The 26,703-nt window shown below is 67.9% G+C and carries 21 protein-coding genes and 3 pseudogenes; 10 read left to right on the top strand and 14 right to left on the bottom strand.

All coding sequences use genetic code 11. From position 1 onward, the window contains the following. Positions 1–1,105 precede the first annotated feature (1,105 nt). Both OG858_RS40075 and OG858_RS40070 read right to left on the bottom strand, forming a co-directional pair. Positions 1,106–2,049, bottom strand: a protein-coding gene (locus OG858_RS40075) for an IS5 family transposase (protein ID WP_408059458.1) whose coding sequence is annotated in 2 segments (ribosomal slippage) — positions 1,106–1,618 and positions 1,621–2,049 — 942 coding nt in all. Because the reading frame shifts where the segments join, the coding sequence is not laid out codon by codon here. A gap of 52 nt (positions 2,050–2,101) precedes the next feature. Continuing rightward, a complete protein-coding gene (locus OG858_RS40070) occupies positions 2,102–2,518 on the bottom strand; it encodes a transposase family protein (protein WP_328543938.1) in 417 nt (138 codons plus the stop codon). 372 nt (positions 2,519–2,890) lie between these two features. Here OG858_RS40070 and OG858_RS40065 point away from each other — a divergent pair. Continuing rightward, positions 2,891–4,083, top strand: a protein-coding gene (locus OG858_RS40065; RefSeq protein WP_408059457.1) for an IS3 family transposase whose coding sequence is annotated in 2 segments (ribosomal slippage) — positions 2,891–3,185 and positions 3,185–4,083 — 1,194 coding nt in all. Because the reading frame shifts where the segments join, the coding sequence is not laid out codon by codon here. A 17-nt stretch (positions 4,084–4,100) separates the two neighbouring features. Here the strand turns inward: OG858_RS40065 and OG858_RS40060 are convergent. Continuing rightward, positions 4,101–4,490, bottom strand: a complete 390-nt coding sequence (locus OG858_RS40060) for a hypothetical protein (protein ID WP_327725540.1) — start codon at positions 4,488–4,490, stop codon at positions 4,101–4,103. A 749-nt stretch (positions 4,491–5,239) separates the two neighbouring features. Between OG858_RS40060 and OG858_RS40055 the strand changes: the two genes are divergently transcribed. Beyond that, entirely contained in the window at positions 5,240–6,490 is a 1,251-nt protein-coding gene (locus tag OG858_RS40055; RefSeq protein WP_327745453.1) for an MFS transporter, read from the top strand. Positions 6,491–6,599: 109 nt separating this feature from the next. Here OG858_RS40055 and OG858_RS40050 read toward each other — a convergent pair whose 3' ends face one another. Both OG858_RS40050 and OG858_RS40045 read right to left on the bottom strand, forming a co-directional pair. Next, complete coding sequence (locus OG858_RS40050; RefSeq protein ID WP_327725538.1) at positions 6,600–7,469, bottom strand: helix-turn-helix domain-containing protein; 870 nt, start codon at positions 7,467–7,469, stop codon at positions 6,600–6,602. Next, the gene (locus tag OG858_RS40045; RefSeq protein ID WP_327725537.1) at positions 7,466–8,350 is read right to left on the bottom strand and encodes a helix-turn-helix transcriptional regulator; all 885 of its coding nucleotides are present in this window, start codon (positions 8,348–8,350) and stop codon (positions 7,466–7,468) included. Before OG858_RS40045 ends, OG858_RS40050 begins: the two co-directional genes overlap by 4 nt. A 174-nt stretch (positions 8,351–8,524) precedes the next feature. On the opposite strand from OG858_RS40045, the gene OG858_RS40040 reads away from it, so the two are divergent. The 8 genes and pseudogenes from OG858_RS40040 (at position 8,525) to OG858_RS40005 (ending at position 15,854) form a co-directional block, all read left to right on the top strand. After that, positions 8,525–9,541, top strand: coding sequence for a zinc-dependent alcohol dehydrogenase family protein (locus OG858_RS40040; RefSeq protein WP_327747950.1), 1,017 nt, complete (start codon positions 8,525–8,527; stop codon positions 9,539–9,541). Positions 9,542–9,618: 77 nt separating this feature from the next. Beyond that, positions 9,619–10,284 (top strand): SDR family NAD(P)-dependent oxidoreductase, encoded by a 666-nt coding sequence (locus OG858_RS40035; RefSeq protein WP_327725535.1) that lies wholly within the window; start codon positions 9,619–9,621, stop codon positions 10,282–10,284. Between the two features lie 19 nt (positions 10,285–10,303). Beyond that, positions 10,304–10,834, top strand: a complete 531-nt coding sequence (locus OG858_RS40030) for a cyclophilin-like fold protein (RefSeq protein ID WP_327747952.1) — start codon at positions 10,304–10,306, stop codon at positions 10,832–10,834. Between the two features lie 186 nt (positions 10,835–11,020). Continuing rightward, the gene (locus tag OG858_RS40025) at positions 11,021–12,280 is read left to right on the top strand and encodes an MFS transporter (protein WP_327725533.1); all 1,260 of its coding nucleotides are present in this window, start codon (positions 11,021–11,023) and stop codon (positions 12,278–12,280) included. Positions 12,281–12,399: 119 nt separating this feature from the next. After that, a complete protein-coding gene (locus tag OG858_RS40020) occupies positions 12,400–13,167 on the top strand; it encodes an SDR family NAD(P)-dependent oxidoreductase (RefSeq protein ID WP_327726121.1) in 768 nt (255 codons plus the stop codon). Between the two features lie 74 nt (positions 13,168–13,241). Continuing rightward, positions 13,242–13,666, top strand: a pseudogene (locus OG858_RS40015) ((R)-mandelonitrile lyase); the annotation flags it as partial. A 34-nt stretch (positions 13,667–13,700) separates the two neighbouring features. Next, positions 13,701–15,494: an alpha-galactosidase gene (locus OG858_RS40010; protein ID WP_328543939.1), complete on the top strand. Its 1,794-nt coding sequence runs from the start codon at positions 13,701–13,703 to the stop codon at positions 15,492–15,494. A gap of 27 nt (positions 15,495–15,521) precedes the next feature. Further along, positions 15,522–15,854 (top strand): GH36 C-terminal domain-containing protein, encoded by a 333-nt coding sequence (locus OG858_RS40005; protein WP_328543940.1) that lies wholly within the window; start codon positions 15,522–15,524, stop codon positions 15,852–15,854. A gap of 668 nt (positions 15,855–16,522) precedes the next feature. Here the strand turns inward: OG858_RS40005 and OG858_RS40000 are convergent. The 9 genes and pseudogenes from OG858_RS40000 to OG858_RS39960 all read right to left on the bottom strand — a co-directional run. Beyond that, positions 16,523–16,670, bottom strand: a pseudogene (locus OG858_RS40000) (IS256 family transposase); the annotation flags it as partial. Positions 16,671–17,523: 853 nt separating this feature from the next. Then, positions 17,524–19,725 carry a beta-glucosidase family protein gene (locus tag OG858_RS39995; RefSeq protein ID WP_327747953.1) on the bottom strand — a complete coding sequence of 734 codons (2,202 nt, stop codon included), beginning with the start codon at positions 19,723–19,725 and terminating at the stop codon, positions 17,524–17,526. A gap of 241 nt (positions 19,726–19,966) precedes the next feature. Next, complete coding sequence (locus tag OG858_RS39990; RefSeq protein ID WP_327725530.1) at positions 19,967–20,422, bottom strand: heme-degrading domain-containing protein; 456 nt, start codon at positions 20,420–20,422, stop codon at positions 19,967–19,969. Between the two features lie 443 nt (positions 20,423–20,865). Continuing rightward, positions 20,866–21,735, bottom strand: coding sequence for a carbohydrate ABC transporter permease (locus OG858_RS39985; protein ID WP_327725529.1), 870 nt, complete (start codon positions 21,733–21,735; stop codon positions 20,866–20,868). Further along, complete coding sequence (locus tag OG858_RS39980; protein WP_328543941.1) at positions 21,732–22,622, bottom strand: carbohydrate ABC transporter permease; 891 nt, start codon at positions 22,620–22,622, stop codon at positions 21,732–21,734. The genes OG858_RS39985 and OG858_RS39980 overlap by 4 nt, the downstream gene beginning before the upstream one ends. A gap of 83 nt (positions 22,623–22,705) precedes the next feature. Further along, positions 22,706–23,830 carry an ABC transporter substrate-binding protein gene (locus tag OG858_RS39975; RefSeq protein ID WP_330346592.1) on the bottom strand — a complete coding sequence of 375 codons (1,125 nt, stop codon included), beginning with the start codon at positions 23,828–23,830 and terminating at the stop codon, positions 22,706–22,708. A gap of 45 nt (positions 23,831–23,875) precedes the next feature. Beyond that, complete coding sequence (locus OG858_RS39970; protein WP_328543942.1) at positions 23,876–25,333, bottom strand: NF041680 family putative transposase; 1,458 nt, start codon at positions 25,331–25,333, stop codon at positions 23,876–23,878. A gap of 127 nt (positions 25,334–25,460) precedes the next feature. Continuing rightward, positions 25,461–25,634, bottom strand: coding sequence for a hypothetical protein (locus OG858_RS39965; RefSeq protein ID WP_328543943.1), 174 nt, complete (start codon positions 25,632–25,634; stop codon positions 25,461–25,463). Between the two features lie 460 nt (positions 25,635–26,094). Next, positions 26,095–26,563 (bottom strand): annotated as a pseudogene (locus OG858_RS39960) (ISAzo13 family transposase); the annotation flags it as partial. Positions 26,564–26,703 lie beyond the last annotated feature (140 nt).

The following is a 26,703-nucleotide window of genomic DNA, read 5'->3' as shown; positions in this document are numbered from 1 at the left end:
GATCCCTACTTCATCGGAGGGCCGGACGCGATTGACTGAGCCGTGACCGCCTTCACCCACGCCGCGCTCGCAAGCTCGACCACGGAGCCCCCAGAGGCCAACGGGCCGAGGTCGATCACGAGTCCGCACCAGCCGCGATCGAACCTCACCGAACCTCTTGACGGACAGATGTTATGAGCATATGAATGCAGTCTTACATTAATCGGATACGTCGGCGGTAGTGCAAAGACATCCGTGAAGAGTGCAGAGCCAGGGTGCCCATGACCGCGCCGATCGGATTGACTCACTGACGTTTTAGACCGCACTGCCCCACAACGCCCATAAGAAATTTTTAGGTCCCTCGGTCCAAGATTCATGCGTGCATCAAGGACTGCAAGGAGGCCCAATACATCATCTGGGCCAAGACCCGCCGAGGGGCCCTCACCCCCTCGTCCGCTTCTGTCAGCCCATAACTGATCTTTCGCATCCGAGTGCACCGCCAATTTCTGTGCACCCGGCGAAGATGGGGGCTAACAGACTCGCGGTTACGAGCACGACGGAGTGAACGCTGTCGCCCTTGAGGCGGTAGTCACGGAGGATATTCCAAGTCCTCATACGGGCGAAAGTGCGCTCGACACGGGCCTCGAATTTGCAGTGAAAGGAATTCATTCATTTCTTTCCAGGCCGGATCTTCGGCTCGGCCGGCCCTCGTCCCGAATGCGGATCTCCCAGACAAGTCTAAAAAACTTGCGACAGACCTCGGAGGGCCCCTCGTCTGCGCGCGGCGGGACGGGGGGCGATGGCGGCCGTAGCGGTGTGGTGGTGGGTCGGTGACCTCGAGATCTCGGATTCCGATGCGGACAGGTCCATCATGGGGAGCGCCATGAACCAGCTGTGGCAGAACGCCGTCGTGGTACCCACGTTGTCGTCCGTGCGGCCGCCGACCGTCGGTGCCGTGTCCTCTCCCCGCCTGCCTGGTCGCCGACCGTGCCCTCGGAAAGGGGCAGTTGAGCAGACTCCCAGGCGCACCTCTCCTATCCAGCAGATCCGACCGCCGACGCCCCGAGAACTCCTGTCCCGGGCTCAGCACCCCATGATGGCTGTGGCCGGCTCCCGAGCCCGAGCCCTAGGCCGTTTCTGATGGCTCTTGGACGGTGTCGCGGAGCCAGATGACGACCGCGGTGACGGTCAGGGTGCCGTTGAAGATGTAGTCGCGCTTGTCGTACCGGGTGGCCACCGCGCGGAACTGCTTCCACTTGTTCACGCACCGCTCGACCGCGTTGCGACGGCGGTACTGGGCCTTGTCGAAGGCCGGGGGTCGGCCACCGGCTCGTCCCCGGCGCTTGCGGTGGAGTCGCTGGTCATCGGGCTGAGCGATGGTGGCCTTGATCCCGCGCCGACGCAGGTAGGCGCGGTTGTCGCGGCTGGAGTAGGCCTTGTCGCCGCGCACCCGGTCCGGCCGGCTGCGCGGACGGCCCGGTCCGCGGCGCCGGATGCGCAAGCCGTCCAGCACCGGAGCGAACATCGGGCTGTCACCTCGCTGGCCGGGTGAGGTCAGCCAGTGCAGCGGGCGGGCCCGGTCGTCGGAGAGCAGATGGACCTTGCTGGTCAGCCCGCCCCGCGAGCGTCCCAACGCCTCGCGCCCATCTGCTTCCTCACGCGTCCCGCCCCCTTTTGCGGGTAGTCCGCTGGAGGTTTGCGGGGCGCGCCGGCCGCGTGATGATGCGCCCGGCAGGAAGTCGAGTCGATGTTCACCGCCCACTCCTGACGCTCCGCCCGGCGGGCAAGCGTCCCGTCCGGGTCGTCGGCATCGGCCTCGATCTGTAACTCCTGAAGGACGCTCTTCCAGGTGCCGTCGGCTGACCAGCGGCGATGCCGTTCGTAGACGGTCTGCCAGGGCCCGTACCGGTCCGGGAGGTCAGGCCAGGGCACCCCGGTCCGGGCCCGGAACAGCACCCCGTTGATCACCCTGCGGTGATCCGCCCACTGCCCGCCCGGTTTGCCGTTGCCGGGCAGGAGGGGTTCGATCTTCTGCCACTGCGCGTCCGTGAGCTCGTGTCGCCGCACCATACGGGCGTCCTGCCCGGCCGAGTACGAGATCCACCCAGCCCACCAAGAGCCATCAGAAACGGCCTAGCCGCGTTGCCGTCCACGGACAGTCCCGCGCAGCCCGGCGCTCGCAGGCCGACGATCCGCAAGCCGTCCGGTCCAGGGCGTCTCCGTCGATGCGGGTCAGCAGCCGGCGGACCGTTGCCTCGGCCGGGACCAGCCGCCGAGGCAACACCGGATCAGGGCACACACCGAGTCCCTCCAGTACCTGCGGCGGCGCGTCCGCGATCCACTCGCCGACTGCCAGCAGCGAGGTCGCCCCGGCCAGCACCGCGCACGCGGCCAGCGCGAGGACGACGGACAGGGCGTGCCGCACTCCGCGCGGATCGCGCGGGTCCGGAACCTGGGTCAGCCGCTCCAGCAGGCCGGGCACCTCGTCGGCGCCGACGTCGAGATGCCCTCGGAGCTGATCCAGGGCGAGCGGGATCACGGATGATGCGTCGGCAGGCACGGTCTTCCAGGCAGGTCACGAGGGCGTAGAGCACTCCATGATCACGGGACCTTCCCGGCATCGTCCTCAGGTCACATCAACGCCGCAGCCTTGTCTGCCACCCAGGCCTGCCAGACATGACGGGTGTTCGGCAAGTCAGGGCGCTCAAGGAGCCAGAGCACATACCCTGCATGGCACCGGGCCCACGGACTGTCGGAATCGGCTGCCCGATCGAGCCTGCCGCGCAGGTCAGCGCTGCCGACAGCCCGGGCAACCCACACGTACTCGCGGTCCTTGCAGTGAGCTGACCCCGGATTCGTGGAGTCCCTGAAGCCAGGCTTATGATCCTGGCCCGAAGGAGAACCACGAGCAGTGCCAGCACCACGCAAATACCCGGACGAGCTCCGCGAGCGGGCCGTCCGCGAGGTCCGCACCACGGGCCGGCCGATCGCGCACGTCGCCAAAGACCTGGGCATCCACAAGGAAGCTCTGCGAGGCTGGGTCCGCCAGGCCGAGGCGGACGCCGGCGAGCGCGACGACCGGCTGACCACCGCCGAGCACGAGGAACTGAAGCAACTCCGCAAAGAAGTAGCGGAGTTGAGGCGGGCGAATGAGATCCTCAAAGCCGCGAGCGCGTTTTTTGCGGCCGAACTCGACCGTCCCCGGACGAGGCCGACCAGGTGATCGAGCACCTCAAGGACAAGGGTCTCGGGGTCGGGTTCGCCTGCCGGGTGCTGGGGCTGTCGGAGTCGGCGTACTACGCGCGCAAGAAGCGGCCGAAGTCGGCCCGCCGACTGCGCGACGACCAGCTGATGCCGCTGATCGAACAGGTCCATGCCGAGTCCGGCGGCACCTATGGTGTCCGCCGGATCACCCGCGCGCTCAGGCGCAAGGGCGTTCTCGTGGCACGCTGCACCGTCGAGCGGCTGATGCGTGAGCTGGGCCTGGAGGGCGTGATCCGCGGGCAGCGTCGCCGCACCACGGTGCCGGAGCCGTCGGCACCCAGGCCGCCGGACCTGGTCGACCGCGACTTCACGGCCTCGCGGCCGGATCAGCTGTGGGTGGCGGACATGACGTATGTGCGCACCTGGTCCGGCTGGGCGTACGTGGCGTTCGTCCTGGACGTGTACTCGCGGATGATTGTCGGCTGGCAGGTCGCGAACCACATGCGGACCGAACTGCCTTTGGACGCACTGGAGATGGCGTTGTGGAGACGCCGGATCAAGAAGGACTCCGGCCTCATTCATCACAGCGACCGTGGGTCGCAATACGTGTCAATTCGGTATACGGAGAGGCTGTCCGAGATCGGGGCTTCAGCCTCGGTCGGCTCGGTCGCGGACAGCTACGACAACGCGATGGCCGAGGCGCTGAACGGCACCTTCAAGGCCGAGCTGATCGAGATGCAAGGACCGTGGCGGGACGTCGACCAGGTCGAGCGGGCGATCTTCCAGTGGGTCACCTGGTACAACGAGGAACGGCTCCACTCCGCCCTCGACTACGTACCGCCCGCCGAGTACGAACGCGAGTGGTGGCGGCAACGGGAAGCCACCCCGCAGTCCGCCTGAAGCAAGATCACCGGACTCTACGAAACTCGGGGCAGCTCACAGCGATACGCACGGTGGACGACGATCTCGACCAGGTCGGTGAGCTTCGCCTTGATCGCCTCCTCCTGGCAAGCACGGGCCACCTCCCGGATCAGGCTCTGCTTCGTACCCCACGCCTTCGCATGCTGCGTCCAGTCCTGCGGGAATCTCGCTTCCCACTCCAGGAAGAGCAACGCATAGGGCAACCCCGGCCAAGTCGCCAGATCCTCGCTCGCAGGGCGACCCCACAGCCCGTCAGGCAGCGAACGTCTCTGCGCCTGCTGATACCTCCGACGCGCCTTGAGGAAGGCCGGCTCCCGGTACTGTTCGTCCGCTCCCAGGGGCCGCGTCAGCCGCCACATCTCGTTGAACCGACCGAGCGTGAACACGACCTGCCTCCGTGCCTCAGCCAGATGGGCAAGCGCTGCGGTCCTCGCAGCCGGATCATCCGCTATCAGTCCGAACGCCCAGCCCAGTCGCTCATCCCATACACAAGCGTCGTCCGCACCAGTACCCGCCTCTTCAGCCACGCAGGAGATCATCCCCCAGCGCAGTTCGGCTCGCTCCACCTGATGGTGCTGGCAGACGCAACAGCTGTGAGGCGTACGTCCGTGAGCAGGGAACCGTCCGCTCGCTCTCCTTCAGCTCACGTGATCACGAAACGGACGCCCGACGACTACGCCGACGCCCTGGGCCCAGGGGTAGGAGCGGTTCGCGCCCCATCGGCGCGGGGGTGGATCCAGACAGGGCGGGTCTGTCCGGCTGGAGCCCTTGTCGTGTCTTCCCGCACCTGGAGCGGAAGGAGTGGCTGTCGGCAATGGGAGTCCTCTGCGACTCTTCAGGGACTTCCAGCTGCATCAACGAGGCATGAGTCGTGCAACAGCAGAAAAGCCCATATGCCCAGGGCAACAAGCCACAACCGCTCAACGCAGCAGGTCACGTGGCCTGCTGGTCTCCTCCAGGACGAGTCAGTTCCTCACCGGTAAATCGCAGCTGTCGAAAAGGAAAACCACTCGTCGCTCCGCCGCGAGGCAGGGAGAGATTCCTCCCCCTCACAGAACGCCCGTGCGATGCGATGCTCTACGGCGTCCTCACCTTGCAGCGGTCGCACATCGCCCGGAAAAGAGAATGCCACCGAATGTCGCCCACGACCGACGGCCGACCCCACAAACTGCCCTTCGTCGTCCTGGTGCTGTCCGCCGGAACATTCCTCATGGGCACCACCGAATTCGTCATCGCGGGCCTGCTGCCCGAGATCGCCGACGATCTGCATGTCAGCGTCTCTCAGGCAGGACTGCTGATCACGGCGTTCGCGGCAGGCATGATCGTCGGGGCGCCGGTGATGGCCATCGCGACGTTGCGCCTGCCGCGGCGCTCCACGCTGATCCTCGCGCTCGTCGTCTTCGCCCTCGGCCACCTGGTCGCCGCGCTCAGCCAGTCCTTCGCTCTCGTGCTCGCGGCCCGCGTGGTGACCGCGCTGGCCACCGGGACCTTCTGGTGCGTCGGCGCGATCGTGGCCACGACCGCGGCAGGTCCGGCAGCGACGTCACGGGCCCTGAGCATGCTCTTGGGAGGTCTGACCGTGGCCACCGTGGCCGGCGTACCGCTGGGCGCGTGGCTGGGACAGCTGTCGGGCTGGCGCGGGCCGTTCTGGGTGCTCGCCGCGCTGTCGGCCGGCGCGGCGGCGGTCATCGGCCGGTACATCCCTGCCGACGAGCGGCGCGAAGCGCCTTCCGTCCGGGCCGAGTTCGCCGCGCTGCGCGATGTCCGGGTCTGGCTGACGCTGAGTTCCATGACGCTGCTGATGGGCGGTTTCCTGGCGACGTACACCTACATCTCGCCCCTGCTCACCGAACGGGCCGGCATCCCCCATGGAGCCGTGCCCATGGTTCTGACCGGCTACGGTCTGGGCGCCCTGCTGGGCACCACGGTCGGCGGACGCCTGGGCGACCGCCGCCCCCTTGCCACGCTCATCACCTCCGCTGCCACGACCACACTGGTCCTGCTGTTGTTGACCTTGCTCTCCCCGAACCCCGTGGCGGCCGTCATTCTGGTGACACTCATGGCGATGACCGGCTTCGCCGCGACCCCGGTGCTCGGAGCGCTGGCCCTGCGCTTCTCCAGCTCCGCGCCTAACCTCGTCTCCGGCCTCAGTGGCTCAGCACCCAATATGGGTATCGCCATCGGCTCCTGGACGGCGGGCATCGCCCTGTCCTCACCACTCGGGCAAGCAGGGCCCCCGCTGGTCGGCACGGTGGCGGTCGCTCTCGCCCTCGTACCGCTGACCGTACTCGCGCTGATGCGCGCCACCCGCACCGAGGCGCCCCCGCCTCAGCCTCGGGCAGCCGCAGACCAGCCGGTCGGTTGCGGCACTCAGGACATCGGCTGACGCGGCGCTCGGCTCGTCCCACACGTGAGCAGCAGGTCGCGCTCGCGGACCAGCAGAGCGTGAGGTTCAGCCCGGCGGGGTCACACCGTCGGTCCAGGGGCGTCACCGGTCAGCGGAGCGACGAAGAGGGCGCCATGTTCTGGTCGGCGGCCCAGGAGGCGAGGATGCGCAGCCGCTCGTGGGTGGGGGAACCGGGGGCGGCGGTCCAGACGGTCAGGTGCTGGTCGGGATCGGTGTTGGCGGTGAGGGTGTCCCAGTCCAGGACGAGTTCTCCGACGACCGGATGGTTGAGGGTCTTGGTGCCCACGGTGCGGGCGGCGACCTTGTGGTCGCCCCACCACTGGGCGAACTGCTTGTCCCGCGTGGAGAGCTCACCGACCAGCTCGATGAGACGGGGATCCTGTGGATACTTCGCCGCCTCCATCCGCACCTGCGCCACGGCGATCCGCGCCGAGCCCTCCCAGTCGGCGTACAGGCTGCGCATCGCCGGATCGGTGAAGATGAGCCGCGGGTAGTTGCGGTGCTTCTCCGGAATACGGGAGAAATCCGTGACCAGGGCGGCCGCCAGCGCGTTCCACGCCAGGATGTCCCCGCGCCGCCCCTGCACGATGGCCGGGGTGGCGGTGAGGTCGTCCAGCACGCGTTGCAGCTGAGGCTGTACCTTCTGCCTGCCGTGACGCCGGGTGCGGGTGGTGGTCTTGCCCGCGAGCTGGAACAGATAGCCCCGCTCGTCGTCGTCCAGGTGGAGGACGCGGGCGAGGATGTCCAGCACAGGGGCGGACGCCTGCATACGGCCCTGCTCAAGACGCGTGTAGTAGTCCGTGCTGATCGAGGCGAGCTGAGCGACTTCCTCACGGCGCAGCCCGTCCACCCGGCGTGGCCCGCCCGTCTCGGGCAGCCCGACCGTGCGTGGGCTCAGTTCCGAACGGCGCTTCTTGAGGAACTCGCCCAGCTCATTGAGAGGAACGTTGCTGGTCATGCTTCCCATCCTGACGAGGCCGACAGGTTCTGGTCGGCGGCCCACGAGGCGAGGATGCGCAGCTGGTCGTGCGCGGGGGATCCCGGGGCGGCGGTCCAGACCGTCATGTATTGATCGAGGTCGGTGCTGGCAGTGAGGGTGTCGCAGTCGAGGGTGATCTCGCCCACGACCGGATGGATCAGGGTCTTGGTGCCCACGGAGCGAGCAGCGACGCGGTGGTCGCTCCACCACTGGGCGAACTGCTGGTCGTGCAAGGACAGTTCACCGACCAGGGCGATCAGACGGGGATCCTGTGGATACTTCGCCGCCTCCATCCGCACCTGCGCCACGGCGATCCGCGCCGAGCCCTCCCAGTCGGCGTACAGGCTGCGCATCGCCGGATCGGTGAAGATGAGCCGCGGGTAGTTGCGGTGCTTCTCCGGAATACGGGAGAAATCCGTGACCAGGGCGGCCGCCAGCGCGTTCCACGCCAGGATGTCCCCGCGCCGCCCCTGCACGATGGCCGGGGTGGCGGTGAGGTCGTCCAGCACGCGTTGCAGCTGAGGCTGGACTTTCTGCACGCCACGGCGCCGCGTGCGCACGGTGGTCTTGCCCGCGAGCTGGAAGAGATGGTCCCGCTCGTCGTCGTCCAGGTGGAGGACGCGGGCGATGGTGTCCAGCACGGGAGCGGACGCCTGCATACGGCCCTGCTCGAGCCGGGTGTAGTAGTCCGTGCTGATGGAGGCGAGCTGAGCGACCTCCTCGCGGCGCAGTCCTTCAACTCGGCGGGGTCGGCTGGTCGACGGGAGTCCGACCGTGAGCGGGCTCAGCTGTGAGCGGCGCCTCTTGAGGAATTCTCCCATTTCGTTCGGGGCGAGATCACTGGTCATGCTTCCCAGCATTACATCGATCGCACCTGGGGAAGGGGGGAGAATTCCCTCCCTGGATGTTCCTCTCCCCGGATAGATTCCTCCGCTTTTCGCACCCGCCCTCGCGTGCGAGGCTCGATTTCGAGCAGCCGTCCCAGATGTCCGGGCTGCGGTTCCAGACCCTCGTACCGAAGGAAACACCCAATCATGCGCGGAGCAGTCATTCACGCCCCCGGCGACGTGCGCTTCGAGACCCTGGACGACCCGACGATCAGCCGGCCGACCGACGCCGTCATCCGCACGGTCGCCACCTGCGTGTGCGGCTCGGACCTGTGGCCCTACCGTGGCGCGGAACCCGTCGACGAGCCTCACCCGATGGGACACGAGTACGTCGGTATCGTCGACGAGGTCGGCAGCGAGGTAACCAACGTCAAGCCGGGCCAGTTCGTCGTCGGATCGTTCGCCACCTCGGACAACACCTGCCCGAACTGCCTGAACGGCTGGCAGTCCTCCTGCCTGCACCGCGAGTTCATGAGCACCTGCCAGGCCGACTACGTGCGGATCCCCAACGCCCACGGCACGCTGGTTGCCACCGCCGAGCACCCGGACGCCGCGCTCGTGCCTGGTCTTCTGGCCGTCTCGGATGTGATGGGCACCGGCTGGTACGCCGCCCTCGCCGCCGAGGTGAAGCCCGGCTCCACTGCTGTAGTCGTCGGTGACGGCGCGGTCGGCCTGTGCGGTGTCATCGCCGCGAAGGAGCTCGGGGCGGAGCGGATCATCGCCATGAGCCGCCATGAGTCCCGGCAGAAGCTCGCCGTCGAGTTCGGCGCCACCGATATCGTCACCGAGCGCGGCGATGACGGCATCGCCCGCGTGAAGGATCTCACCGGCGGTATCGGCGCCGACTCCGTTCTGGAATGCGTCGGTACCCCCGAGTCCATGCGGCAGGCCCTGCACTCCGCCCGCCCCGGCGGCAACGTGGGCTTCGTCGGCGTCCCGCACGACGTTGCGGTCGAGGGCCAGGAGCTGTTCTTCTCCCAGGTCGGCCTGCGGGGCGGCCCCGCCCCGGTGCGCCGCTTCCTGCCTGACCTGATCGACCGGGTCCTGACCGGCCGGATCAACCCCGGCAAGGTCTTCGACCTCGCCCTGCCCCTGGACCAGGTAGCCGAGGGCTACAAGGCGATGGACGAGCGCCGCGCCATCAAGGCCCTCCTGAAGCCCTGACCGCAAACCGTCCCGCCGCTGGGGCCGGGCATCCGAAGCCCGGCCCCGGCGCTGCCCCTCTCCACCAAGGACTCACCGTGACCACTTTCGCTCTCATCGGTGCCGGACCCGGCCTCGGGCTCGCCACCGCCCGCCGCTTCGGAACCGCTGGCCACAGCGTCGCCCTCATCGCCCGGAACACCCAGCACCTGGACGACCTCACGGCCGAGCTGGCCCGCGACGGCATCGAGGCCCGCGGCTTCGCCGCCGACGTCCTCGACATCGAGTCTTTGACCGCGGCCCTGTACGCGGCCGGAACCTCCCTGGGAACCGTCGAGATCCTCCAGTTCAGCCCCGTGCCCCGGGCGGACTTCATGAAACCAGTCCTGGACACCGGCGCCGACGACCTCGACGCCCCCCTCGCCTTCTCCGTCAAGGGCCCCGTCACCGCCGTGAACGCCGTCCTGCCCGGCATGCGCGAACTAGGCCGCGGCACCCTGCTGTTCGTCAACGGCTCCAGCGCCGTACGCCCCAACCCGAACGTCGCCGGCACCTCCATCGCCTTCGCCGCCGAGAGCGCCTACGCCCAGATGCTCCACGACACCCTCGGCCCGCAGAACATCCACGTCGCCCAGCTGATCGTCCCCGGCGCCATCCGGCCCGATGCCGAACACAGCAGCCCCGATGCCCTGGCCCGGCGCCTGTACGACATCCACACCAAGCGCGACGGCTTCCGCCACTATTCCGAGCCCCTGCCCGACTGAACCCCCTGGACGCCCCGTAATGCCAACCACCCTTCCGGCCTGGGCGGCGCGCGGCGCCGCAGCCGCAGCCCTGCTGCTTGCCGTCACCGCCTGCACCGACAACTCGCCCGCCGCCGCGCCCTCCGTCTCGTCCCCTTCCGGACGGCAACAGACACCGACCCGCCCGCCATCCACCCCATCGTCCGACAGGAACACCGCCATGGACATCCGGCTCACCCTCGACGGCCAACCGGTCGACGCCACCCTGAACGACAACGCCGTACCCCGCGACTTCGCCTCCCTGCTCCCCCTCAGCCTTGATCTGGAGGACTTCCACCAGACGGAGCGGATCGCATATCTGCCGCGCAAGCTGGACACCTCCGACGCCCCGGACCCGGCAGCACCGAAGGCCGGCGACCTGGCCTACTACGCGCCCTGGGGCAACATGGCCCTGTTCTACCGCGACGGCGACTCCGCCTCGGCCGACCTGATCATCCTCGGCCACGTCGACGACAGCGACACCCAACGGCTCGCCAATGCCAAACACATCACTATCGAAGTCGCCCCCTGACTCGGTCGACAACCACCGCAAGCATGCGGCCAGCGGCCCAGAGTGAGGAGAACATTCTCCCGATTTCGCCCTCTTCGGCCGTGGAACGCTTGAAACAGGTGGCCGCCGTCCGCTCCGGCGGCCTTCCCGTCCCTGTGACCTGACCGCATTCCGATCCGCCAATCTGCTCAAGGAGAGTCCACCCGTATGCCTTCCACATCCGGGACCACCCCCGGCAAGCTCCCCTTCGTCGTCTGGGTGCTGGCCGCAGGTACGTTCCTGATGGGCACCACCGAGTTCGTCATCGCCGGGCTGCTTCCCGAACTGTCCACCGGCCTCGGTGTGAGCACCTCCCAGTCCGGACTGCTGATCACCGCCTTCGCCATCGGCATGATCATCGGGGCGCCGACCATGACGATGGCCACCTTGCGCCTGCCCCAGCGTCAGACGCTGATTCTGGCACTGTCCGTCTTCAGCCTCGGCCACGTGGTGGCTGCCCTCAGCAGCTCCTTCTCCGTCGTCCTCGCCGCCCGCGTCGTCACCGCGCTGGCCACCGGAGCGTTCTGGTCCGTCGGTTTCGTCGTCGCCACCGCCGCCGCGGGCCCACAGAGGGCCACCCGCGCCACCGGCGTCATGATCGGCGGCCTGACCCTGGCCAACGTCGTCGGCGTGCCCATCGGCTCCTTCGCCGGCCAGTACGTCGGCTGGCGTGGCCCGTTCTGGGCCCTGGCCGCTCTCTCCGCACTCGCCGCCGTCTTCATCGGCCGCTTCATCCCCACCCAGGAACAGCGCGCGACCGTCTCGCTTCGCGCCGAGTTCGGCTCCCTGCGCCAGGGACGACTGTGGCTGGCGCTGAGCGCCGCCATGCTGATCATGGGCGGGGTGCTGGCGACCTACAGTTACGTCACCCCGCTGCTGACCGACCGCGCCGACATCCCAGCGGGCGCCGTCCCGTTCGTCCTCATCGCCTTCGGCGTCGGCGCCCTGGGCGGCACCACCACCGGTGGCCGTCTGGGCGAGCACCGTCCGATGGGCACCAGCATCACCGCCGCCGCGGCCACCGCCCTGGTCCTGCTCCTGATGATCCCGCTGTCCACCGACGCGGTCACGGCCACCGTCCTGGTCTTCCTCATGGGCCTGACCGGTTTCGCGGTGAACCCCGTCGTCACGGCGCTCGCCATGCGGTTCGCCGGTGACGCCCCCACCCTGACATCCGCGCTGACCACCTCCGCCTTCAACGTCGGCGTGGCCGGCGGATCCTTCATCGCGGGTGCGGCCCTGGACTCCTCCCTCGGCGTGACCGGCCCACCCCTGGTCGGCACCGTCATAGCCGCCCTCACTCTGCTCCCGCTCATCGCCCTCGCCGTCCGCGGCACCTCCGGCAGGAGCCGCATCGTGGCCCAGCACCCTGCTGCCCCGGCCCACGCGCTGGATGACGAGCCGGCACAGACACCGTCGCATCGCTGACCCCACCTTTGGCCGCCGCACGCCGCTGACGCGGCCCAGTGCACAAAGCAAGCAAGCCCCCGCCATGAATGGAACGGGGAACTCCAGAACCACAGATCACCACGATGGGAGAGCACGACGTGAACCCCACCTACGACTTCACCGGCCAGGTCGCCCTCGTCACCGGAGCTGGCTCAGGCATGGGCCTGGCGACCGCCCGTGCCTTCGCCGAGTCCGGGGCCGCCGTCGCCCTCACCGACATCGACGAAGCCGCTCTCAACGCCGCCGCGAAGGACCTCGCCGACGCGGGCCACCGAGTGCTCGCCCTCCCCTGCGACGTCAGTGACGAGGACCAGGTCGCCGCCGCGGTCGACCGGACCGTCGAGACGTTCGGCCGTCTCGACATGGCCTACAACAACGCCGGCATCCAGATCCCGCCCAGCGACGCCGCCGACGAACCCGCCGAACGCTTCGACCGCGTCAACGCCATCAACCTCCGCGGCGTGTGGGCCTGTATGAAGCACGAGCTGCGGCACATGCGCGCCCAGGGCAGCGGCGCCATCGTCAACTGCTCCTCCCTCGGCGGCCTCGTCGGCCTCCCCGGCCGCGCCTCATACCACGCCTCCAAGCACGGCGTCATCGGCCTGACCACCAGCGCCGCCCTCGAATACGCCCCGCGCGGCATCCGCATCAACGCCGTCTGCCCCGGCACCATCGACACCCCCATGGTCAGCGACATGATCGCCAAGGGCGAACTCGACCGCGCCGACGCCGAGGCCAACCAGCCCATCAACCGACTCGGCACCGCCGAGGAGATCGCCCACGCCGTTCTGTGGCTGTGCAGCCCCGGAGCCGGCTTCGTCGTCGGCGTCGCCCTCCCCGTCGACGGAGGTTACGTCGCCCGATAAGGACAGGCCGCGACGGCGCCGTCGGGCCAGCATCCCAAACCCCGCTCGTAGGCAACGATGTGTGAGGCGCCACGCAGTTCGTCAAGCAGCAGCCCAGCAACAAGGCCCCGTCGGACTGGTTCACCGGTGACGTCTGGTGGGACGTCATCCACGACGGCCAAGAGCCGACCCGGATTGGCGTCACCATGGTCCGCTTCTCACCGGGCGCGCGCACCCACTGGCACTCCCATGTTCTGGGCCAGACCCTGCACGTCGTCTCCGGTTCGGCCCTGATCGGCACCCGGGACGGCACGATCTTCGAGACCCACCCGGGCGCAACGGTCACCTGCCCGCCCGGCGAGGAGAACTGGCACGGGGCGGCCCCGCCCGATTCATGGAGCACTTGGCCCTGTGGAAAGCCAAGGGTGACGGCACCACGGAAACCACCTGGGCCGCGCCGGTCACCGACGAGCAGTACAACGGCCCGCGCACCCGCGAACTGCCGGGCGCAACCTCCTGATCCCGCCCCTGACACACTAAGGACGACCCGTTCCATGAAGACCCCGATCAATGCCGCAGCCGAGGGCCTGGTTCACATGCGGGCAGCAGGCGTGAGCCTGGTGCTCGACCTGAGAGGCAGCGGTCTGCCCGCCGTGCTCCACTGGGGCGCCGATCTAGGCGACCTTACCCAGGAGGAGCTCTCGCGACTGGCCGAGGCCGTCACCATGCCGAACATGCCGGGGTTCGACGACGTCGTACCGCGGGTCGCGTTGCTGCCCGAGCACGGCAGCGGATGGCCCGGACAGCCGGGGCTGACCGGACACCGCCAGGGCGCCGACTGGTCACCCTTGTTCACTCTCGACTCAGTGGACGTCGAGGGCTCCTCGCTACGGATCCGGGCCACCGACCGGACCGCCCGCCTGGGTCTCGTCCTGGAAGCCGGGCTTACCCCCTCCGGGCTGGTGCGCATGCGGGCCGCCGTGCGTAACGACGACTCCGTACGGCCATACACGCTCGACGGGTTGACGCTCGCGCTACCGGTCCCCGACGCCGCCACCGAACTGCTCGACCTCACCGGCCGCTGGTGCCGCGAACGCTCCCCGCAACGCCGCCCGTTCACCCACGGCACCTGGTTGCGCGAGACCCGCGCCGGGCGGACCGGCCACGACGCCGCCCTGGTCCTGGCGGCCGGCACACCGGGCTTCGGCTTCGGTCACGGGGAGGTGTGGGGCCTGCACATCGCCTGGAGCGGCAACCACCGCGTCCTGGCCGAGCGGCTGCCCACCGGTCGCCCGGTCGTCGCGGCCGGTGAACTGCTGCTTCCGGGCGAGGCGGTCCTCGGCCCAGGCGAGGAGTACACCGGCCCGTGGCTGTACGCCTCCCACAGCGACCAGGGCCTGGACGGTCTGTCCGCCCGCTTCCACGACCACCTACGGGCCCGCCCCGGCCACCCTCACCGCTCCCGACCGGTGGTGCTCAACACCTGGGAAGCCGTCTACTTCGACCACGACCTCGACAGGCTCACCCACCTCGCCGACCTCGGAGCGGAGGTCGGCGTAGAACGCTTTGTCCTGGACGACGGCTGGTTCCGCCACCGCCGCGACGACCGGTCGGGGCTCGGCGACTGGTACGTCGACGAGACCGTCTGGCCAAGCGGCCTGCGCCCGCTGATCGACCATGTTCGCGCGCTCGGGATGGAGTTCGGCCTGTGGGTCGAACCGGAAATGGTCAACCCCGACTCCGACCTGGCCCGCGCCCACCCCGAATGGATCCTGGGCACGGGCGGCCGCACCCCCGCCGACCGCCGCTCCCAGCAGGTCCTGGACCTCACCCACCCCGAGGCATACGCGTACATTTTGGAGCGGCTCGACGACCTGCTCACCGAGTACGACATCGCCTACCTCAAGTGGGACCACAACCGCGAATTGGTCGACGCCGGCCACTCACCGAGCGGCGAACCCGCCGTCCACCGCCAGACCCTCGCCGTCTACGCCCTGCTCGATGAACTGCGCGCCCGCCACCCCGGCCTGGAGATCGAATCCTGCTCCAGCGGAGGCGGCCGGGTCGACCTCGCCATCCTCGAGCGCACCGACCGCGTCTGGGCCAGCGACTGCAACGACGCCCTGGAACGCCAGTCGATCAACCGCTGGACCGGTCTGCTCCTGCCGCCCGAACTCGTCGGCTCCCACATCGGCGCCGCCCGCTCCCACACCACCGGCCGCACCCACGACCTCGCCTTCCGAGCCGGTACCGCGCTCTTCGGTCACCTCGGCATCGAATGGGACCTGACCCGCGCGAGCGAGAGCGAACGCGCCGAACTCGCCCACTGGGTCTCCCTCCACAAGTAGCTCCGCAGCCTGCTGCACACCGGCCGTGTGGTCCGCGTCGACCACGCCGACCCGGCCCTGTGGTCCCACGGCGTCGTCTCCCACGACCGGACCGAAGCCGTCTTCGCCCTCACCTCCGTGGCTACCCCGGTCGCCGCCCACCCCGGCACGCTACGGCTGCCCGGCCTCGACCCCGACGCCACCTACCGCCTGCGCCCGCTGCCCCCGACCGGCCAGGTCCCCGGCATGGAACGCGGAACCCCCGCCTGGTGCACCAAGGAGGGCATCACCCTGCCCGGCAGCGTCCTGGAACGCGTCGGCATCCAGATCCCCAACCTCCACCCCGAACAGCTCATCCTGCTCCACCTCACGAGTGGCTGAGTTCCGCCACGTGGCTCGAAGTCGAGTAGAACTGAAGGTCCCGGCCGTTGAGCGGCCGGGGCCTTCCCCTGGCCTGGCACCGTTTATGCGGCGCGCGGCCGACGTCCCTCTTCGTCCGTCCCGACCACGCGGCTGTACGCCGGTCGGCCGAAGGCCGGCCCGACGTGCGGGGCGCAGTAGAGGCGAAAATCGCGGGCTGTATCCGCGGTCCTGAGCAACGTTCGTCCTCAGAATGCCGAGGGTCACGCCGAAGGCCAGTGTGTGGGAGTAGTCCGCATTGCCCACATGTAGTGGCGATCGATCCGGTCCTGCCCGACTCAACGCGAAGGAGGCGTTGCTGTTCGGGGGACGGGGCCGGGACCCTCTACCTGCAGCACCGGTTGAGGCTGTCGACATCACCATGACGTGGCCTTCGACATGCGTCCCGCAGGGCGCTGTCCTGGCTGCCGACCGTCCCTCGCAGAATTCCGGGCCGCCCTCCATCGCTTCTCCGCTCGGCAGAGCGCATCGTCCGGTGATCCCGGCGGACCGATGGGCGCAGCGTCGCCGTCGAACCGATCCCCAGCTTGCTCGCGACCGCCTTCATCGCGGTCCACTCGGTGGCGTAGTCGGGCCGCACCTCGGCGACAGGATGTGTCAATTTAACGACTGATCTTGGTTGTTGATGGTCAGTTGTTGCCCGGGGTCAGGCGGCCCTCGAAGGTGATCTGGAACGCGTTGAGGGGTGCTTTCCAGCGCATGGTCCACCGCTTGCGGCCCTTCCCGGTCGGGTCCAGGCTCATCAGCGCCATAGATGCACTTGAGGGCGGCGACCTCCGGGGACGTTCACGTGTGCGCCGACACCGCGTTACTGGTCAGCGTGGCAAGTAACGCCCGGACGCAATACGTGAGAGCCAGCCCCGGTCGGCAAGTTTGCGCAGCTCGCTCCGGACCGGCTCGGTCTTCGCCGGACTCGCCTCCCGAAGGCGACGCCCTTGACCATCACCGGACCGTCCGCACCGGCCACGATCTCCATGATCCGTCGATACTCCGAGGTCAGGACCTCCAGTCCCATCCCCCCGACGCGGTCCGCCACCACTCGCATCCCGCCCGCACCCGGACCCACCGTCACAACGTTCGGCTCCGGCTCCGGCTCCGGCTCCGGCTCCGGCTCCGGCTCCGGCGACACGATGCCCGGCGGTCGCCGTCCACCATTGGTGGCCTCGGCCCACCGCCCGAACACCACCTCGGTGGCCTCCAACCGGGCCGACCTACGTCTCGAGTTCACCCAGTTCCTTGCGCAGCGGCTCGGCACGTTTCGGCAGCTCAAGCCGCCGCTCGATCCTCCACGCCAGCACATCCGTCACGAACATCCCTCCCAGCGCAGAACCTACGCGGCGACCTCCGAACCTCACTCCAGAACCCGCGAGAACACCCGCGCCAGACGATCTCGTGCTAACAATCCCCACCTGCCGGCGTGCGGACCTCACCGACGCATAGCACCAGCCCCGCTGAACTGCGGAAACGAGCTTGGCGAAGCCTCATCGGGTCTGCCGTCATCGGTTCCCGTTTGAGCCGATTGTCTATCCACTCGGCAGCAGGCATGGGCATTGCTGGTCAGAGGCGCCTTCTTGCCGACCCGGCGGGCCGCGGTGGCCGCGGCCGGCCGTCTCTGTGCCCTCTTCCTTGTTTAGGTTTCGGGCAGGGTCAGCTCGGTTTCTTCGCGGTTGGGGTCGCCGGACCAGGCGGCGACTTCGACGCGGATTGGGCCGGCTGGGACGCGCAGCTGCTGGGTGCCGTGGGTCCAGCGGCCGAGCGGGCGCAGTGATGCTGAGATCGTGACGGTCTGGGATTCGCCAGCTTGAAGGTGGACCGGTGTGAAGCCGAGCAGCGCCCGCTCGCCGGCACGGTCTCCGTCGAGGCGCACGCCGTAGACCTGGGCGACGTGGCGGCCAGGGCGGTCGCCGGTGTTGCGCACCGTGGTGCTTACGCGGAGGGCGTCGGACTGGTCGAGCTCGGCATCGGCGCCGTCGAAGTCGAACGTCGTATACGAGAGGCCAAAGCCCAGTGGGTACGCCGCGGGCACGCCTAGGCGGTCCAGGAGTCGTTGGCCGAACCAGCGGTCGTATGTGATCGTCGTCGCGTCTGGGGCGAAGGCGGGTAGGTGGGCCTCGTCGGTGGGGATCGAGAACGGCAGGCGGCCGGTCGCGTCGACGTTGCCGAGGAGGACATCGGCGAGCGCGTGGCCGCCCTCCATGCCGGAGTACCAGGCCATCAGCACCCCCGGGACGGACTCGCGCCAGGCCTCCGAGAGCACCGCCCCGGCGGCGCGAATGGCGACGACCGTGCGGGGATTCGCGGCGGCGCACGAGCGGATGATGTCCTCGTCGACGGGCCGCAGGGTGAGCCGCGTGCGGTCGCCACCGACGGCGCCGCCCCCGACCAGCGACGACCGGTCGGCTGCAGGGGCGCCGACCAACCGTTCGGCGAGTTCAGGATCCGGAGCCGGCGGATAGAGGGCTCGCAGTTCGGGCCGTCCGAATGCCTCGGGGTCGACGAACTCACCTTCGTCCTCGGCGGTGAAGCCGGCCACGATCACGGCCACGTCGCACGCCGCGGCGAGGGCCGCAGCCTCGGCCGGATCGTCGGCGGCGGTGTGGCGGACATCCACGCCGGGCAGCGCGGCCCGCAGACCCTCGAGCGCCGTGACGACCTCTGGCGCGCGGACGTCGGAGGAGCCGTGGTCGCCGGTACCCGGCTCGTCGGCGAGCCGGCCGATCACCGCGATCGACCTGAGGTCCGCCGCCAGCGGCAGCACCGGTGTACCGTCGACCGGCTCGTTGCGCAGCAACACCATGGAAAGTGACGCCGCTTCCCGAGCCAGCGCCCGATGTTCCGGCCTCGCCACGACATCGCGTGCCGGGGGCGGGGTGTCCACGGAGGCCGCGTGACGCAGCTGCGCTGCGAGGATGCGCACCCCTGCCCGCTCGACGTCGGTCCAACTGGCATGGCCCTCGGCCAGCGCGCTTGGCAGACGCTGTGCGCGCTGCTGCCGGAACGGTTCCTCGACGTCAAGGCCTGCCCTCAGGGACAGTACGGCGTCACGCAGCCCCCAGACGAAGTCGGAGACGGCCACGCCACGGAATCCCCACTGGTCTCGCAGGATGCCGGTCAGCAGTGGTTCGTTCTGGCCGCACCACTCGCCGTTGACCGAGTTGTAGGCGCTCATGACCGCGGAGACGCCTTCCTCGACGACCCGCCGGAAGTGTGGCAGATACACCTCGTGCAGTGTCGCCTCGTCGCAGGTGACGTCGACACTGAACCGGGCGTTTTCCATCGAGTTGAGGGCGTAGTGCTTCGCGCAGGCCATGACGTGGCGTTGCGCGCCGCGGGTGAGTGCCGCCCCGAACTCGCCGAGCAACACGGGGTCTTCGCCGTAGGTCTCCTGGGCGCGGCCCCACGCCGGGTGGCGGGGCAGGTTGATGCATACGCCACCGAAGAAGTTGGCGCCCTGGGCGCGGGCCTCGACGCCGATGACCTCCCCGACGCGTTCCTCGAGGCGGACATCCCAGGTGGCACCGCGCGCCATCGATACCGGGAACGCCGTCGAACTGCCCATCACCACGCCACGTGGGCCATCGGAGAACCGCAGACCAGGGATGCCGAGGCGAGGAACGGCACCTTGAACGATCGGCCGCGTGTTGTAGCCCTCTTCGGCAATCTCCTGCATGCCCGGCCAGAAGTCCTGATCCCCATCGAGCAGATTCAGCCGCTCGTTAGCGGTCAGTTGGGAGTACAGACCGGCTGCAACCTCCTCTGGTTCGGCACCCGAACGGACCTCTTCCACTGATTTGTCATACACGTTACTGGGGGACGTGATGTCCGCTTCCATGAGAAAACTCTTTCTGCCGATAGCTTCTCGGATGGGTGACTTCGTATGACATCGACCGTGCTTCGATGCAGGCCGGTCAGCTAGTCGATTCATGGGCCTGGTTGCGCCGCGAACAAGACCGCCTAGGCGACTCTTCAGCGGGGGAACACCAGAGAGTGCCTCCGCCCCATTTAGGTTCCGTGGGTGACCAGAGGGAGATGTTGATCGTTCCCTGCAGCCGAACGAGGGAGTCGGCCCGCGGTCACTTGGAACCGTTCGTCGTGATCTCCTTATTGCGTGCAAATTGGAGTGCAGTCACGGCAAGATCGTGGTCCTCGGCTGACGTGAGGCCAGAGACAGCGAGTACGCCGATCATGGTTCCGTGGATGCGGATGGGAATGGCGCCGCCGGTGGGTGCGTAGTCGGCCGCGGATAGCCCGAAGACGGTGTGGAAGCTCATCGGGCCGTCGGCTGCGCAGGTCTGGCCGACCTCTTGGGAGGACCGGCCGAAGCGTTGGACGATGCGGGTCTTGCGCATCGTCCACTCGTCATTGTCTGCAGCGGTGCCGGGGAGGGCGGCGTGGAAGACGCGCTGCGCACCGAGGTGGATGCTGATGGTGACGGCGAGCTGCTCCGCGCGACATCGGGCGACCAGCGCGGTGCCGAGCTCCCAGGCGTCGTCGTGGCCGAAGGAGGCGAAGTCGGGTTCGTCATGCAATGTCGGGTTCCTTTGGGTGGCGCGTTGGGTGACGTTGCAGGTTCGGCCCATCCGGTCCAGATTCTGCGTGGCACTCAGATTGCTGGTCGGGTGCGGTGCGGAGAGGTGGATACTTCCGATTTTCCGTCGAAGGGCGTCCGACGGGGCATGGTCACAGGCAGGGCTCCTGTTCCCACCCAGCCTCACCGCAGGGGGCGTTGTCGAGGAGTTCCACACGGTGTGCCCGCACGGCCGATGTCGTGGGCGATGGCGTCCTCGTCGAGTGCGGAGGCCAAATCACGCAAGTCCGATTGCTTCTTCGGCCCGTCGGACCACACGGACCTGTAAGTGCGTGGCACCGTGTACCAGCCGCTCAGTTCCTGTCCGTCGAGAAGCAACCAGCGTTCGACAGATTGAGCTATCACTGTCCTTCCCCGTGGTGTGTTCTCGGGTACGGCGATTGCTCAGCGCCCGGCGAGCGAGCCGCCGATGCCACCGACGCTGAAGTATTTGTTCAAGACGGCAAAGATGATCGCCGGCGGCAGCAGCATCACCACGGAGGCGGCCATGACCGCACCCCAGTTGACCGCGTCCTGTTGGAAGAAGGTCTGCATCCCGACGGGGAGGGTGAAGATGGTGCTTGACCGCAGGAAGACAAGTGCCACCAGGTAGTCGTTCCACGCCACCAGGAACGCGAAGATCGCGGTGGACAGGACACCGGGCAGCGAGTTCCGCAGCACGATCTTGGAGAACGAGCCGAACACCGAGCAGCCGTCCACCCACGCGGCTTCCTCGAGCGCGCCCGGGATGGAGTCGAAGTATGCCGCCATCATCCACGTCGCCACGGACATCGTGCTGCCGACGTAGACGACGACCAACCCGATCAGGTTGTCAGTGAGCCCGATGCGGGCGAACAGGACGAACAACGGGATGATCGCGACGATCACCGGCAACGACTGGATCACGAACAGCAGTAGTGAGAGACCCGAGACTGTCTTGCCGCGGCCACGCGACAGCACATAGCCGGCCGGTGCGGCGACGATGACGGAGACGACCACGGTGGCGAGAGTGACGCCGAGGCTGTTGCCGAGCCAGGTCAGTAGGTCCGTGTCGGCGAAGACGTAGCGGAAGTTCTCCATAGTGAGAAGGCTGGTCGTGTTGCTCGACGAGCTGGGCCGGATCGCCAGAATGACGATGGCGAACACGGGTATCAGCACGATCAGGCATATGAGCAGAACGGCCGCGAAGCGCCACCACTGGCCGCGCATTGCAGGGTCGCCGGACGGGATGGGTCGCGGCCTGAGTGCGGCGGCGATGCGATCGGCTGTGCTCACGCGGTGTCCACCTTTCGGATCTGGCGGTACAGTGCGGTCGAGATGATCACCGGTACGAGCGTCATCAGAAACGCGATCGCCACGCCGGGGCCGGTGAGCAGGTCCTGGAAGACGGCGCGGTAGGCAAGCACCACTAGCGAGGACGTTGCGTCGACCGGTCCGCCGGCGGTAAGCAGATAGATGGTCGGGAAGTCGTTGACACAGAAGATCGTCATCAAGATCCAACTGATGTACGTGGAGCGGGAGATCAACGGCAGCGTGATGCGGGTGAACTGCTGCCACCGGGTCGCACCGTCGATGCTGGCGGCCTCATAGACCGTGGTGTCGATTGCGGCCAGTGCCGCCGACGTCATCAGCATCATGAACGGGAAGCTGACCCAGACCTTGAAGACGCAGACCGTGATCGCCGCCAGCGTGGGATCGGCGAGGAAGTGGACTTCTCCGAAGCCGAGATTGGCCGCCAGGGTGGGGACAGGGCTGGCCGGCGTACCGACGAGCCAGTTCCAGGCCGTGGAGGACACCACGATCGGTACCACCCAGGGCAGCATGAGCAGCACTTTGAACACCCTGCCACCGGGGATCCTCGTGCGCAGTAGCAGCGCCAGACCCATGCCGGCGAGCCAGCTGCCGAAGACGCCGACGACCGTGAAGATCAGGGTGAATCGGGCAGCGGTCCAGAACCGTGGGCTGGTCAGAACGTCTACGTAGTTGGTCAGCCCTACGAAATCGCCGGTCCCGGTCAGCGTGCCGTTGTGGGTCGACTGTGACGCCGCGATCGCCAGTGGGTAGGCGTTGATCAACAACAGCAGGATGACTGCGGGCGCGACCAGCACGATCAACGTGATCGCGCGGCGGCTGAAACGGTGGCTCCGGACCGACGCCACCACCAGTGCTTGGCTTCCGGAGGGTCGCCGAACCGACGACGTGAGCGAGGTCGGGGGATCCCCGCCAGAAATCGACGGCCCGGTCGTCACTTGACGACCGCTTCGAGGCCCCGCTGCAAGGTGGTGAGGGCGGTCTTGGGATCGGTCCGGCCCTGCAGCATGGTCTGCGCTAACTGGGGGAGCGCCTGGCCGCCGTCGACAGCCGCGAGCGCGGAGAAGGACTGGGCCGTCCTCGCACCGTATGTCTTACAGACAGGGATCCACTTTTCGACGATCGCGACCTGATTGAGGTCCTTGGTGAAGTAGTCCGCGGTGGCGATCGACTTCAGCACCGGCACGGGCAGCCCGACCGGGGTCTCCCAATAGCTGTGAAGCCGGCCTAAGTAGTACTTGAGGAACGCCTCCGAGGCCTCCTGCGAGGGGGTGTTGGCGTACATCATGAGGTTGTTCACGGCGAACCAGCTGCCGACGGTGCCACTCGGGCTCTTCAGGGGGCTGGTGACCAGCAAGTCCTTGGCGACCTCGCTCGCCCGCGCCGCGAGTCCGGGGGTATGGATCCCGATGCCGGCCTTCTTGCCGTTCCACTGCGACAACAGGTTGTCGATCGTGTAGGACACCGCACCCTTATCGATGATCCCCTCGTTCGCGAGCTCACGGACGAACGCCATCGCCTCGATGTTGGCGTCTGTCACACAGTCAGGCTTGCCGTCAGGGTCGAACAGCCCACCGCCGTTGTTGATCATCATCGCGACCATGGTTTGCGAGCCGAGGGGATTGTCGGCGCCGGAGCCCGTGGCGAAGCCGGAGGCACCGATCTTCTTCAGCGCCTGGCCTGCGGTCAGCAGTTCGTCCCAGGTGGTCGGAACCTTGGCGCTGGCTTGGTCGAGCAGCGCCTTGTTGTACCAGAACGGACGGACGTCGGTCTGCCACGGTATGGCGACGTAGCCGTTGTCGGTCTTCATCGTGTCGAGGATCCCGGGAAGGAAGTCGTCGTACGTGCCGTCCTTCTTCAAGCTTTCGATGAAGTTGTCGGCGTAGGCGATCGCGCCCTGCTCGGCGAACTGGAATGCCTGGAACCCGGCCCCGGAGCTGACAGCGGGACCGGTTTTGGAAGCGATCGCGGAGGAGAAGGTCTGGTAGAAGCCGTTCCATTGGACGGTCTGATACGTCGCCTTGCCGAAGCCCTGCGCCGGGCTGTAGCCGGTAACGATCTTCTCGCCCAGAGTGCTGTAGGCCTGCGATCCCCAGCTTGATCTTTAACCTGTGCGGCGGGGCCGTGGGGTAGTTGACTTCTTTGTGCGTTGTTTCGCTGGCTGCGTTTTGCGGGGTGTGTGCACGTCGTGGCGTGGGGTGGGTCGGGTGTTCTTTCGGCCTGGAGGTCGTCCGGGGCCGGGTCGGGACGGTTTCGGTGCTTGGGCCGGGCAGGCCGTCTGCGGGCGGATGTGTCTAAAGTTCCGGCGGACGCGGGCGGGGGTGAGTCTGTCCGGTGGGACGGGCCTTTCCCAGGGACGACGCAGGTCGGCTGCCAGGGGGCGGGCGAGCCGCAGTTGGGTGTAGGCGGCGAGGATCAGCCAGGTCCATCGGTCCGCCGCTTCTGGGGTGCGGATCTTCGGGGAGGTCCAGCCCAGGGTCTGCTTGAAGAGGCGGAAGGTGTGCTCGATGTCGAATCGCCGCAGGTAGGCCTGCCACAGGCGGTCTGCTTCTGCCGGGGTGGCGTCGGTGCCTGACCACCACAGCCAGACCGGCTTGGGGGTTGCTCCGCTGGGCAGGTGGTCGATGTCCAGGCGGATCACTGTCCCCTCGACGATGGGGAGGGTGCCATCGGCCGCGGCCCAGGACGAGCGGTGGGTCAGTCTGGGGTGGAGCCGGTTCCAGGAGCGGGCGGTGGCGGCGCCGTAGAGGCGTGTGCTGGTGACTGTTTCGGTGTCTGGGGTGCCCCAGGTGTCGGGCTGCCCGAAGACGAACTCGCCTCCATGCCGGGGCGGCCGGCCCTGGGTGTGCGGCAGCCGGGGTGGGACAGCCCTGCGCAGGACGCGGTCTGATCGCATCCGGGCCAGCACCTGCACGGGCAGATCCCTCAGGAGGAAGCCGAGGCGGGGTGCGTCGTATCCGGCGTCCGCGACGATGAGGATGTCCGGGTCGCCCGTCTGCCACTGCCCCGCGGTGATCAGTCGCTGAAGCAGATCTCGCAGCTGCCGGGCGGTGACGGTGGCGGTGTCGTCGCCCGGCGCCAGACGAAGCGCGTCCAGGGGTGCGGTCCATGAGCTTCGGCCGGGCTCCAGTGCGCAGATGATCGAGTACGGCCAGCCGGGGACCGGAATGTGCTGGTCCTTGCCCCTGCCGTAGGTGTGACACAGGATTCGTTCCGGTGAGGTGTGGGCGTCGGGCCGCAGCCAGCAGGTGACATCGACGGCCAGGACCAGTCGGCCATCGGCAGCCCGCGGCAGTGGCACCTCAGCCAGTGCCCGCCGCAGCCGGCCGGCATCAATGCGTCCACGGGCCACCGCGGCGTAGAGCCCACCATGGCCCCGGCGGTGTTCACCCACCAGCGACAGCTCGGCCAGCGACCTCACTGGTCCGTCGCCGCACAGGACAGCATCAGCCAGCTCGAACAACGCGTCCGAACGAGCGGTCAGGCAGGAGTAGAACTCGCCCCGGAAGCATGACAGTTCCGCCAACGGCTCTCGCCGGGCATCGTGATGCAGCAGACTCATCCTCACGGCCTTCGTGCTCGACGTGTGTGTTCCTTGGTCGGAGCACATGTTCAGACGAAGGCCGCTTCCGCGTACGGCAGTTACCGGACCGAGTGATCAAGTTCGACGCACCATTCGACGTCGGACGTTAAAGATCAAGCCAGGGCATGTCCCAGAACTTGAGGTCACCACCAGCGCTGGCTGACTTGCTGCCGCCGCTGCCGGACACGTTGCACGCGCTCAAGGCGGGCACGGCAAGTGCCGCCCCGGCCAGGCCGAGGAACCCCCGGCGGGTTACCCCGTCGGCCTGTGCTCGATTCATGTTCGCTGCGCTCCTTCCGCGACCGCCAGGGTCGTCACATAGGCTTAAGCTCTTACATTTGAGCCTGCTATGCGTCAACGCACAAGCGTGACAGTAGGTGGTCAGGAAGAAGTTGTCTTACACTTGATGCTATGTCAATAGCGGGACTCGGCTTTATCCGAGAGGTCTGGTTGATCATGTGATGCCGCACGGGCGCGGACGTCTTGGTGGTCGGTGTGTGGGCTTGGCGTCCGGCAGCGGTGTTCCCGTAGCCCGCCAGGTTGAGTACGCCGCGGATCAGATCGAGGACAGTGGCCAGGGCGGCAATTGAGATGCGGCGCGGGCACCCCCTACAGCCGGATAGTCGTTGTGTGTCCGCGCTGCGCCCAGGGGGGCGACGGGAAGCCGCCTCTTGTGCAGCCAGTGCGAAATCAGAGTCTTGAGGGCCTTGCCCCAAGGCCGGGTAGTTAGGGCTCGCAGATCAGTAACTCGCCGTCTTGATCTCCGGTTTGGGGATGCCGAGGTGTGTGTTGAGATCGTCGCGGGCGGCCAGCGGCGTCTCTGCGGGTTCGATGGTGTGTCCAATTTCGTGGAGGAGTTGGCGGGTTTGGCTGATGGTCCGGTTGAGAGTCATAGGTGTCACGGTGAAGAGCGGGGCGATGACAACCTGGGGGAGTTTGAACCGCTGGTAGAGGATGGTGGCCAGGAGTCGGTCGACGAGGGTGAGGCCGGGGCGGCGACCGTGTAGAGCCAGTGGCAGGGGTCTTCTGCCGGTCGCCGCCGCGTCGTTGCTGGAGGTCTGCTTCCCGCTGAGCCGCGCGGGCCGCTGCCAGCTCGGTGACCAGCGAGTCCCGCTGCTCGTGCGGGATGCCGGTGAGGGCGGGATGGGTCAGCCAGCCGCGGCCGGGGCCGGCTTCGTTCTGGGGCGGGACCGGAAGGACGCTGTCCCGGGGGACTGTAAAACGTTCGGCCCAGTCTCACATTCGGTGGTGACGGAGCGTGCTGTTATCCGAGGAGGATGCGGTGCCGGAGCAGGGTGAAGCCTGCTCGTCCGTGCATCTGGCGCGCGATCCGTTTGGTCTTGGCGTTG

Origin of the sequence: Streptomyces europaeiscabiei, from assembly GCF_036346855.1 — a bacterium.
GTDB classification, from domain to species: Bacteria; Actinomycetota; Actinomycetes; order Streptomycetales; family Streptomycetaceae; genus Streptomyces; species Streptomyces europaeiscabiei.
The sequence above is the reverse complement of the archived record's forward strand: the minus strand, read 5'-3'. Positions and strand labels throughout refer to the sequence as shown.

Coding starts and splice junctions, on each gene's coding strand:
- OG858_RS40055 (WP_327745453.1), top strand. CDS start 5,240: ATGTCGCCCACGACCGACGGCCGACCCCACAAACTGCCCTTCGTCGTC.
- OG858_RS40050 (WP_327725538.1), bottom strand. CDS start 7,469: ATGACCAGCAACGTTCCTCTCAATGAGCTGGGCGAGTTCCTCAAGAAG.
- OG858_RS40045 (WP_327725537.1), bottom strand. CDS start 8,350: ATGCTGGGAAGCATGACCAGTGATCTCGCCCCGAACGAAATGGGAGAA.
- OG858_RS40040 (WP_327747950.1), top strand. CDS start 8,525: ATGCGCGGAGCAGTCATTCACGCCCCCGGCGACGTGCGCTTCGAGACC.
- OG858_RS40030 (WP_327747952.1), top strand. CDS start 10,304: ATGCCAACCACCCTTCCGGCCTGGGCGGCGCGCGGCGCCGCAGCCGCA.
- OG858_RS40025 (WP_327725533.1), top strand. CDS start 11,021: ATGCCTTCCACATCCGGGACCACCCCCGGCAAGCTCCCCTTCGTCGTC.
- OG858_RS40010 (WP_328543939.1), top strand. CDS start 13,701: ATGAAGACCCCGATCAATGCCGCAGCCGAGGGCCTGGTTCACATGCGG.
- OG858_RS39995 (WP_327747953.1), bottom strand. CDS start 19,725: ATGGAAGCGGACATCACGTCCCCCAGTAACGTGTATGACAAATCAGTG.
- OG858_RS39970 (WP_328543942.1), bottom strand. CDS start 25,333: ATGAGTCTGCTGCATCACGATGCCCGGCGAGAGCCGTTGGCGGAACTG.
- OG858_RS39965 (WP_328543943.1), bottom strand. CDS start 25,634: ATGAATCGAGCACAGGCCGACGGGGTAACCCGCCGGGGGTTCCTCGGC.